Origin of the sequence: Micromonospora sp. NPDC051006 (genome assembly GCF_044456245.1) — a bacterium.
Lineage (GTDB): Bacteria > Actinomycetota > Actinomycetes > Mycobacteriales > Micromonosporaceae > Micromonospora.
Genome location: NZ_JBITFP010000045.1, coordinates 1 through 9,664, shown reverse-complemented (window position 1 = coordinate 9,664; position 9,664 = coordinate 1). Strand labels below are relative to the sequence as shown.

Below are 9,664 nucleotides of genomic sequence, written 5' to 3'. Positions count from 1 at the left end.
TTGGCCTCCCGATCGAGCGGAGGGTGAGGGGTAGACATAGATGGTCTCCGTAGTCGCCGGAGACCCAGGTGTCAACGATGTCCGTCAGTTTTAGATTGCCGGCAGCCGGCTGTGCGACTCCGGTTGAGGCGTTACACGTTGACTTCACATGACGCGTGACACTCCGCGAGTGCTCGCTGTGTCTCCACAGCGTTCAGCTTGAGAGGGCGCCTGCGGCCCGCCTCAGTCGAGCAAGGGCCAAGATGCCCCGGTGATGGCGCCGTCAGGGCGGACACTGATCACACGAGGTGCCTCTGGTTCCAGCTCGGTGGCTCGGCGCCCCGTTGATGCCAGCTCCGGATCGTCGAAACAGACCACCCCATCCCAGCCCAGCGGGAAGACGGCGTATCCCCCAACGTCGTCGGCCGACAACGGAACGGCATAGCCGCAGATCTTCGCCTCGACGCCCACCAGGTCGTACTCCCGCGCTAAAGGGCCGGTCCGCCGTATGGGTCGCGGCTGAGCTGCTGGATGCCGCCCTGCGGGGGCCCGCTGTACGGGCCGGGGAACCCGTCGGCCGGCGGCCTCGGGTGCAGCACCGCGGTCGGTGCGTCGCTCATACCCGCTCCGGGCGGCGCCGTCAGCTGAGTCGCCGCGTACGGAGCCGGCTTGTCCGGCGTGTTCCGGCGGCGGTTCACCATCAAGGCCAGTGTGCCCAGGCCGGCGGCGAACAGCAGGCCGCCCAGGATGAACGGCAGCGAAGCGCTGCCCTCGTCGCTGACAGCTTCGAGGGCGGGGGGTGCCGCCGCGTCTACGCTGGTCTCCGGCCCGGGAGCCTCGTCCGCTGCCGCCGTTGGGGTGGGCGACGGCGGGGTCTTGGCGGGCGCGGCCACGGCGGCCAAGGTCAGCCGCACGCTCGCGGTGTCACCGGCGGAGCCCTGTACGGTCGTGCGGGTGGTGCGATAGCCGTCCAGGGCCGCGACGACCGTGATCCGGCCCTCGGCGATCGTCTTGCCGGCGCCTGACTTGATCGAGAACCGGCCGCTGCGGTCGCTCGTCGTACGGTATTCGTGCCCGGCGCTGTCCCGGACGGTCAGGGCCACGCCGCCGATCGCCTTGCCGCTGGTGTCGCGGACCTGGCCGGACACCCCGTCCACCTCGGACGACGGCTTGCCCGCACCGGGTTGCGGCGCGCCCGCGCTGGGTTGCGACGTGCCCGGGCCGTGAATGTAGACCATCTTGTAGTCGAAGCTGTTCTGCCCGCCGAGCCGTACGGCGACCGAGATGTTGAGACCGAGGATCTCGCCCGCGTTCACCTTGGGCGCGACAACGGTGGCCTGGAAGTCCTGGCTCTGGCCGGGTTTGAGGTTCGGCTCCGCCCGGCAGCCGATGGTGCATTGCAGGCCGCCACTGACCACCACGATGGCCGTTTCGGCCCGGCTCCCGTTGTTCGTGACGCGGAACTGGACACGAACCTTGTCGCCGGGCTTCACGTTCTCCGCCGACACGCTCAGGATGCTGATGGGTGCCGGGGCGCCCGCCACGGGTGCCGCGGACACCGCGAGCGTCCCCCCGGTCAGCGCGATCAATGTGGCGGCCCGGGCCCATCGGGCACGTAAGCGCGTCGTCACTTCCTACCACCCTCTCCACGTACAGGCGACATCGGCCGATGACGCCGCGGGACACTATGCCCTGTCGGGGGTGGGTTGGGCGACTCGCGGGCCCCCTACCCGGCCTCTCGCAGGGGGACCTCGCGCTGGGCGCTGCTTGATATGCAGTCTCGTAATTGCCGTATTTCTGGCAGGCGGACGGCTACGTCCTGATGAGGGTCAGCCTCATCCTCGGCCTCGGAGCGGTCGCCCTTCTCGTCGCCGGCCTTTGGCTCCGAACTCCTTCGCGTGGGTTCTGGTGACCACTCTGAATCATGCCGAGCTCTTCGGGTGGGACGATTAGCCGGACCAGCACATCGCTGAGCAGTGGTTCAGCGATTGGTATGACGGCGCCATCACGGGCGTTGCCCTTTATTGCGGTCGCGAATATTGGTTCGTCATGGTTACCAATGACGACGACGGCGGGTCATGGGACTTCGGCCCTCGCGTCTACGTTCTGCACCGCCTGTTTGACGAGCAACTGGCGCAAGCATGGACATGCATCGCAGCTTCGCGGCTGCGGGTCTTCCGGGATCCCTGCACTCGCCGCCATGCACTGTCGCTTATGCCGTCGCCGAGACGTTGGTTGCTCTACGCGATCGTTGGCCGCCGGAGCACGAGGACAACTACATGAACGCTCCAGCGATCGGGTTGTTCCCGGGACGCGTAGCGCTTCAGCCGCGCCGGGCACTTTGCGGCATGTGCGGACGCTGTCGGTGCGGTCAGTGGTCTTCGGCGTAGTGGGAATGCACGGCGGGTTGTCCGGTGTAGTTGGCACCAGCGCGATCGTCGGCGCCGAGGTAGCTGTACGGGAGGCGGGCGTCACGGCGGCCGGTGCAGCTGATCCGGCGGCGACGGGAGTCGTAGGAGAACCCGGCGGCGCGGAGTCGGGCGGTGAGCCGCTGCCCAACGGGTCGCCCGTCAGCAAGCCGAATGCTGGACAGGTCCAGGTCGGCCACGAGCCGGCCGGTGGGAGTAAGCCAGCCGGCCGCGCGGGTCAGGACGGCGAGTTTGTCTCCGACGTAGTGCAGTCCGTGCAGACAGGTGATCAAGTTGAACGTCCGCGTTGGTGCCCAGTTGGCCACGGAGGCGCAGATCAGCTCCAGGTTCAGCGGTGGTGCCGGTACGGGATCAAAGGCGTCAACCAGGTCCACCCCGACGAGGACTGTCCGCTCGGTCAACCCTGCCAGCCGCAGCTCCCCGGCAGCTTGGATCAACGCTCGACCAGTGCCGCAGCACAGATCCAACCAGCCAGCGGCTGCCAAAGGCTCGGCCCGGTCGGCGCCAACAGGGCCGGCGGCGAGAACGTCAAGAGGGTTGAACCCCAGCTCCCGGGTGTAGCTGTTGACTCCGGACAGCTGCCGCTCGCGGTTCATGGCGCAGTTCGCCACCACCGCGGACTGCTCCAAGGCGTCGCTGCCAAGCAACTCGAAACTGGCGCGTTGGTCGACCACAACAACATCATCCCAGCAACAGCTCTTCAGGCCGAACCCTCGACCAGCGGCATGAAGGTTTGTTGTGTCCTGAGTGTGGGTGGTCGGCGTGAGCGCGCCTGCGATGATCGTTGGGTTGGCGCGGGAGGTCCCCATGATCGAGTGGCTCGACGATGTCTGGTCTCGGGCATACGCCGTGCAGATTGTCGAAGGTGGTGAGGACAGCGGTCCTCTTGCCGGTCGTCAAATTCTGGCCGAGCTCCCGGATGCCGGGTCGGTTGACATGGCGCGCGTGTTGACCACGACGGGTCGCTTCATCGGTGACATCTGTCGTTGCCACGGTGGGCCGACGATCGTGCTCCGCGATGTGGCAGGCGAGGTGCTCGCCAGCGCTGGTTTGCATGGCCACGGCTCGGTCAGTTGGGAGCGGTCGCGATTCAGTAACGACCTCGTCGTGGCAGAACCTTTGGCGCTCCACCTGTTTCTGGCGGGGCTCGGGGTACCGGATCAGCTGACGTCATTCCTGGCGCCCTTGGCCGACCTGCTGAACCTGCAGGAGGGCCGCCCGCAGTTCCGGCCCACCGGGCGAGAGGGCAAGCGGTACCTGATTGAGCGTGGGGTTCCTAGCGTGCTGCATCCCGTGTTGGCCGCCGCCACCGGTCAGCAATGCGGCGAGCTGTCCGATACGCACGTCGACGATGTCCGTCGACGGCTCACCGCCGCCACGCCCTCAGCCACCGACAGGGCGGCGATCCTGCTGTCCTGGCTGGGCCGGCTCCCCATTCCGGCAGAGGCATTCTGGGGCGAAGGTGTCCTGGTGCGGCAGTTACTCGCCGATCTCGCGCTGCCCGACATCGCGGCCGCAGCTGCGGAAGCCCGCACCGGCGACGTCGCAACGGGGGTGGTCAACCTGGTCATGCACTCCGGCGACGACGGCACGCTGGCCACGGCCATCGGTCCGACGCTGCGTCAACTGTTCCCACCGGCACCTGAGCCGATGACCACGCGCTAGCCGTCAACCATCCGGCCGGCGAACTGCTCGCGGACGCAGGTCGCCTACCCACCATCAGGTGCGCGCGACCGAGCGTTCCGGCCGCTCAGCGGCAGATCAGTGCCTTCACAAGGGCGGGGGGCCGCGCGGGAGTGGATTACCGAGCCCCATTCGGGGACGGCCCCACGCGACTTGCGCGCCTTCGCGCATGGCGGATGCAGCGGAATCCAGACGATCCGGCTGAGCCGGGACCGTAGCTGCTTAGCAAGGCAAAGAACTCAGGACCAGCACGCGGGCCATAAGATCCGCTTCTATGGCCCGCACCACGCCTCCGCGTCCCCTAGACATCACCGCACTCTTCCCCGAGCTGCGGGAGCATTCCATCACGGCTACCCGCCTGCATCCCCGACCCGGCGCTCCGACCGTTACGGATAGCTCGGTCGGCGGACCACTGCTGTGGCCGGCCGACGAGGTATGGCCGGTCTGCGACGACGCCGGAGCGCACGAGCCATGGGGCCTGACGTCCCCGGCCGCCCTGCGCCGCAGGCGGGAGATCCTCGCGACCGCAGAAGCCCGGGAGCCGCTACCGGGCGGGGACTTCTTGACTGCGGAGGAGCGGGCCGAGCTCGATGCGGCCGACGCTCTGGACCTGGACGACCTGATCGAGGATCCCATCCCGTTGGTCCCGGTCGCGCAGCTGTACCGACGAGATATCCCGGACTACGCCGGTCCGGACGGCACCGACCTGCTCCAGGTGCTGTGGTGCCCGGTGGACCACTCGGATCGGCACTACAGCCCTCGCGTCTTCCTCTACTGGCGCGACAGTTCCGCCGTCGGCCCGTTGCTGGAAGCGCCTCCCGAGCCGCCCGTGATCAGCGACATGTACCTGCCGGTTCCGTGCGTGGTGCACCCCGAGCAGGTCCGCGAGTACCAATACGCCGATCTGCTCCCCGAGGACCTACGCGAGCGGCTCGACGAGTGGGATGACGACGAAGACGAGAGCCGTCCCCACTATCAGAGCGACTTGTCGCTGGCGCCGGGATGGAAGGTCGGCGGATACGCGAGCTGGTCACTGACCGATCCGTACCCGATGGATTGTGCTGCCTGCGGCACCACGATGACCTTGATTTTCACCGTGGATTCGGGCGACTGGAACGGCATGCATTGCAGCTGGCGCCCGTCCGAGGAGAACCCGACTGCGTCCCCAGACATCGTCGGCGTGCAAATTGGGCGTGGCTACTCGCTGTACACCTTCCGCTGCCCCGAATCATTCGATCATCCCCCGGCCACCGCTATGCAGTGACGCGGGCTCCCTCCATGGCTTGCCGGCCTCCGGCCGGCCGATTGGCAGTAGGAAACCGTCTGCGGTTGACCCTGGAGGCTCATCCGATCCACCGCGGGCGACGTGGCAGCACACGGTTGCCAGGGATCAACTTGCAGTCACCAAGCACCAAAGTGCGGCTCATGACAGCCACGAGGCGATGATCAAGAGCTGGCATGATTGGCATCGTGACCGAGCCGGTGTTCCGCTACCACCCCGACCCTGTGGCGACAGGCTCGGCCGTGCGCACCGATCACGTGTGCGGCGTATGTGGGTATCAGCGCCACGTGCGCTACGAGGGGCCCGTCTACGGCAAGCAGCCTGGCGGCCTGTGCCTGCTGTGCATCCACTCCGGTCAAGCGGCCGCGACTCTCGGAACCGCCGCGCTCGAAGCAGGAATGAACGCCCAGTTCAGCGACGCCGTCGACGTACCGGACGACGTACCGTTCGACGTAGTCGAAGAGGTCACGCAGCGGACTCCGGGTTTCCACGGATGGCAGCAACCATCATGGCTGTACCACTGCGGCGACGGCGCCGCGTTCCTCGGGCCCGCCGGCTACAGCGAACTGGAGGCCCACGCAGACGCCCTCGACATGGTCCGCGAGAAATGCCGACAGCTCGGCTGGTCGCCTCAAGACACCGACGTGCTCCTGCACCAGCTGGACCGCGCCGGCGAGCCAACAGCGTACCTGTTCCAGTGCCTGCACTGCGGCGCCTACCTCGCCTCCTGGGATATCGGCTAACCACACGCCCAACCACGTCAAGGCACCGCAGGAAGGCAGCGAACGACTGCAGCCCCGGGGTCCGGGGCCGCGACCCACCCCACCATCCTCACTGTCTGCCGTCGACCCGCCCTTCTGGGGAGCGGGTCACCGCCCGGCCCGCCACGTCAAGACGGCCTTGACGCAGGCTCGGACGCTGGCGGGTCGGGCGGTGGTCTGCTCGGCTCGCCCGGGTCGATGGGAAGCGGGATGGCCTACCGCAACCACCCACGGACCGTGACCCGCCAACGGAGCCCCGGCCATCTCGGAGCCTGAGCGCCCCCGCCGGAGGCGCAGTAACCCCAACCCCGCGAGCGCCGCCAGCTCGCCGACGCGGCCGACGTGCCCTCCCTACGCCGCGCGGGATCGTGGCCGCGCGGCCCGGCCGGCTGCCAGCCCACCTCACACCGGTCAACGGCCTGTCGTTCTGCTGCGGCCCGTGGGCTCCCTGCTGTCCGCGCCAGCCGCCGGGCGTCCTGCGTGCTGGCCGCAGAGCGCTAGCGGCATCGGACAGCGGCGTGAGCATCGAGCAGATCGCCGACCTGTGCGGCCACTCCGGCACGACCGTCACCGAGAGCGTCTACCGGCACCAACTCCGGCCGGCGCTCCTGGGCGGTGCGGTTGTCATGGATCGGATCTTCGACGCTGTGCCGTAGCCACTCAGTTGGCCGCCCAGGTACGACAAAGGGGCCGTCTCGATCTTCCGAGATGGCCCCTCATCTGCGTCGGGACGGCCGGATTCGAACCGACGACCCCTTGACCCCTATGCAACCATCGGGCCGTAGCCACCTGCCATTTTCCGCGTCGTACGCTGGCGCTCGCGTCCGTCGTTGTTCACAGGTGTCCGGCCGCGTGCACCGCGATCGTCACCCAGTTGGTCACCCAACGGGGAAGGGAGACTTCGTTGGCTACCACGCTGGAGTTTGACGCAGAGTACGCGCGACGGATCGAGCGTCACGCAAAGGCAGCCGTGGAGGAGGCCCTCGGCGAAGGGTGGCTGACCCACCTTCCCGAGGATGATGGTCAGACGCCTCTCCAACGGGCGATCAACGAGCTGGCCCGCAACCTTCGATACAAGCACTTCGACGGGGACGGCTGCCTGAGTCACGGCAGCTGACATGCCTCTAGGCACTATCCGGCCTCGGGTCAGCGTCGTTCTGTGTGTCATACTTCCCGACATGGCCTTACAGCGAAGGGACCTTGCCGCGTAGGCGGCCTGTGGCGCTACGCGCCGCTAAACCCGATCGTCGCCAGGCGCGCGAACCCCGTGCACACCTTCGCGGGATTTCCGGCAAAGTCGTCGCCGACATCGTTCGACTGGAGCGCCAAGACAACCGGTTGCGCCCCGGTGATATCGGCCGCGCCCTTCTGGGTTGGACCGACATGGCGCGAGGCCCGGCCCGTCATCTGCTGGATGATTTTGGCGGGTGCCCCTGCGGCTGTACCTCGGACTATCGGGAAGTGTTGGATATTGCCCTGCGGTCGCTACCTGGACGAACGGCGCGGGAGCTGCGGCGGGTCGTCGGTGCGGCCGATGATCTATTCCTCAGTCGAACCCTGGCTAATCCCTGGGCCGATCCCCGCGCCGCTTGGTGGGAACAGCGGATGTGAAGCCCAAGATGTCCCCGTCTCCGGCGCGCGACTTGCGGCATAGCGTGCATTGTCAACGAAGTCCCGTGGACGCCCTGAAGGTGCGTGACGGTGCCGGTCCTGTTCGGCGTAGGTTCACCGGGTGACCGTGTACGACATCGCCGCCAAACTGCCCTCCATCGACGTGCTGCGGGACCGCTGCAAGGCACTCGCCGTGCTGGAGTGCATCGTCGACGGTGGCGAGCCCTACTACGCCTACACCCGGGCGTGGGGTAACGACGAGGTGGCACTGATGAACAACGGCAGCGGCGACGAGTGGGCGGCCGTGTTCACCGCCGACGGAGCGTTCATTCGGGCGATCGACCACGAGTCGGCAATGACGCCCTACCGCGATCCGGACCACGAGCTGTGGCCCGGACTGCTCGAAGGCATCCCGGCGGTGTTCCGTCCGCAGATCGAGGAACCAGCGTTCGGCGACGAGGAGGGCCAGTTCGTCGCCACCGCTGTGCTGTGGCGGCCCTCCGGTAACGACCGCTGGCACGCCGGCGAAGGCATTACGTTCCCCCCGCTCCGTGGACCGTACGACGACAACGCCCCGGACGGCTCTGGCCTGCTCGAGATCCTGCTCGACGACATCGTCGACCGGTACGTCGAGTTCGCCGAAACCTACTACGAGATCGATGTGGACCCGACGGTGGTCGAGTACGTCGTCGCGCACCGCCCGCTCACTGACGTCGTTGTGCAGGCTTTGAACCCGGAAGTAACCGTTGCTGGGCTGCACAAGAACATCGCCGCGATTGGCTATCCGATCGCGGCGGCGTGACGTCAGGCCCACACCTGGGCCGCCTCGGCAGCATGCTGATCGCTCATCGGCTATCCCGGTCGGTCGGCCAGACCGCGCGACTCGCGGCATGAGCGGACGTCCAGGGGCGGCGATAGACTTGTCCTGCCCGTTCACCGATCATGAACCTCATGGAGGACCAGCAGGCGCCGCAGTCGGCCGAGGGTGAGGCGAAGGTCATCACGCTCTGCGGCTCGACCAAGTTTGAGGCTGAGTTCGCGGAGGTCAACCAGCGGCTCACGATGGAAGGTTGCGTCGTGATCAGCCTCGGAATGTTCAGCCTCCCCGATCTGCCGGACTACGACTGGACAGTCGACAGCTCGGACCTGAAGGGGCGGCTTGGCGGCGTGCACTTCCAGAAGATTCGCATGGCTGACGAGGTGTACGTCGTGGATCCGGGCGGCTACTTAGGTGAGTCAACCCGACGGGAGATTGCCTACGCGGAGTCGCTCGGCAAGCCGGTTCGGTATCTGAGTCGCGAGCGCTTGGCGCGAACGGGAGACGGCCCCCAAGAGTGAGTCCGACCGGGCGGTCCGCTCCTCGGCATGAGCGTGCGACAGAGCGAGTCACGTGACGGCGATGGCCGACCCCTTCGGGTCCGCCGAAGGGGTCACCAGCGGGACAGGCGCGATCCGGGATTGGCGGCTTGCTGATAGTTGATGCCCGTTTGCTACCGCCGCCTCACCAAATGAGACCCGCCCTTAGATAAGTTGAGGGCTGCGAGATGTGCGCCAAGGCATAGAGCAGTAGGCGCGCACCTCGGACAGAGCGACCCCTGTTACCGCAGGGGGTCGCTCGCTTGGCTGCGTCAACCTCCACTGTGGGCGCCGCACCGAATGAACACCCGGCTAGCTCTCGCCGAGGTAGCCCTCCTCCTCACCGAGCAGGAGCGGCACGTCGCACACCGACATGTCCGACCTGACCCTGGCGTCCGCACTCGATGTCTCCATCGCTGGTACTCGAATGCGACGTCCGCCTCTATCTCCACAACCACCGTCGGCTTCAGGGGCGGTCACCCGGTTGTCTGACCCTTGCCCTGACCGACGGTTGCTGTCCTTGGCTGGATTTGTCGACTGTCCGGGTGACCGCTCCTGCACGT

Annotated in this window: 11 protein-coding genes; 7 read left to right on the top strand and 4 right to left on the bottom strand. The window is 67.2% G+C overall.

Annotation, left to right across the window (positions count from 1 at the left end):
• Positions 1-222 precede the first annotated feature (222 nt).
• From ACIBBA_RS33395 to ACIBBA_RS33385, 3 genes are all read right to left on the bottom strand, one after another.
• Positions 223-450, bottom strand: a complete 228-nt coding sequence (locus ACIBBA_RS33395) for a hypothetical protein (RefSeq protein ID WP_396702863.1) — start codon at positions 448-450, stop codon at positions 223-225.
• Between the two features lie 17 nt (positions 451-467).
• Positions 468-1,568, bottom strand: a complete 1,101-nt coding sequence (locus ACIBBA_RS33390; protein ID WP_396702861.1) for a carboxypeptidase regulatory-like domain-containing protein — start codon at positions 1,566-1,568, stop codon at positions 468-470.
• Between the two features lie 782 nt (positions 1,569-2,350).
• Complete coding sequence (locus ACIBBA_RS33385; protein ID WP_396702859.1) at positions 2,351-3,217, bottom strand: class I SAM-dependent methyltransferase; 867 nt, start codon at positions 3,215-3,217, stop codon at positions 2,351-2,353.
• On the opposite strand from ACIBBA_RS33385, the gene ACIBBA_RS33380 reads away from it, so the two are divergent.
• From ACIBBA_RS33380 to ACIBBA_RS33360, 5 genes are all read left to right on the top strand, one after another.
• Positions 3,216-4,073 (top strand): hypothetical protein, encoded by an 858-nt coding sequence (locus ACIBBA_RS33380; RefSeq protein ID WP_396702857.1) that lies wholly within the window; start codon positions 3,216-3,218, stop codon positions 4,071-4,073. The two genes, ACIBBA_RS33385 and ACIBBA_RS33380, sit on opposite strands and share 2 nt — an antisense overlap.
• Positions 4,074-4,365: 292 nt before the next feature.
• A complete protein-coding gene (locus tag ACIBBA_RS33375) occupies positions 4,366-5,355 on the top strand; it encodes a hypothetical protein (protein ID WP_396702855.1) in 990 nt (329 codons plus the stop codon).
• Positions 5,356-5,561: 206 nt separating this feature from the next.
• Entirely contained in the window at positions 5,562-6,116 is a 555-nt protein-coding gene (locus tag ACIBBA_RS33370) for a CbrC family protein (RefSeq protein ID WP_396702853.1), read from the top strand.
• 536 nt (positions 6,117-6,652) lie between these two features.
• Positions 6,653-6,790 carry a hypothetical protein gene (locus ACIBBA_RS33365; protein ID WP_396702865.1) on the top strand — a complete coding sequence of 46 codons (138 nt, stop codon included), beginning with the start codon at positions 6,653-6,655 and terminating at the stop codon, positions 6,788-6,790.
• 248 nt (positions 6,791-7,038) lie between these two features.
• Positions 7,039-7,251 (top strand): hypothetical protein, encoded by a 213-nt coding sequence (locus tag ACIBBA_RS33360; RefSeq protein ID WP_396702851.1) that lies wholly within the window; start codon positions 7,039-7,041, stop codon positions 7,249-7,251.
• Positions 7,252-7,358: 107 nt separating this feature from the next.
• Here ACIBBA_RS33360 and ACIBBA_RS33355 read toward each other — a convergent pair whose 3' ends face one another.
• A complete protein-coding gene (locus ACIBBA_RS33355; protein ID WP_396702849.1) occupies positions 7,359-7,541 on the bottom strand; it encodes a hypothetical protein in 183 nt (60 codons plus the stop codon).
• 325 nt (positions 7,542-7,866) lie between these two features.
• Between ACIBBA_RS33355 and ACIBBA_RS33350 the strand changes: the two genes are divergently transcribed.
• Positions 7,867-8,547 carry a hypothetical protein gene (locus ACIBBA_RS33350; RefSeq protein WP_396702847.1) on the top strand — a complete coding sequence of 227 codons (681 nt, stop codon included), beginning with the start codon at positions 7,867-7,869 and terminating at the stop codon, positions 8,545-8,547.
• A gap of 149 nt (positions 8,548-8,696) precedes the next feature.
• The gene (locus ACIBBA_RS33345; RefSeq protein ID WP_396702845.1) at positions 8,697-9,083 is read left to right on the top strand and encodes a hypothetical protein; all 387 of its coding nucleotides are present in this window, start codon (positions 8,697-8,699) and stop codon (positions 9,081-9,083) included.
• Positions 9,084-9,664 lie beyond the last annotated feature (581 nt).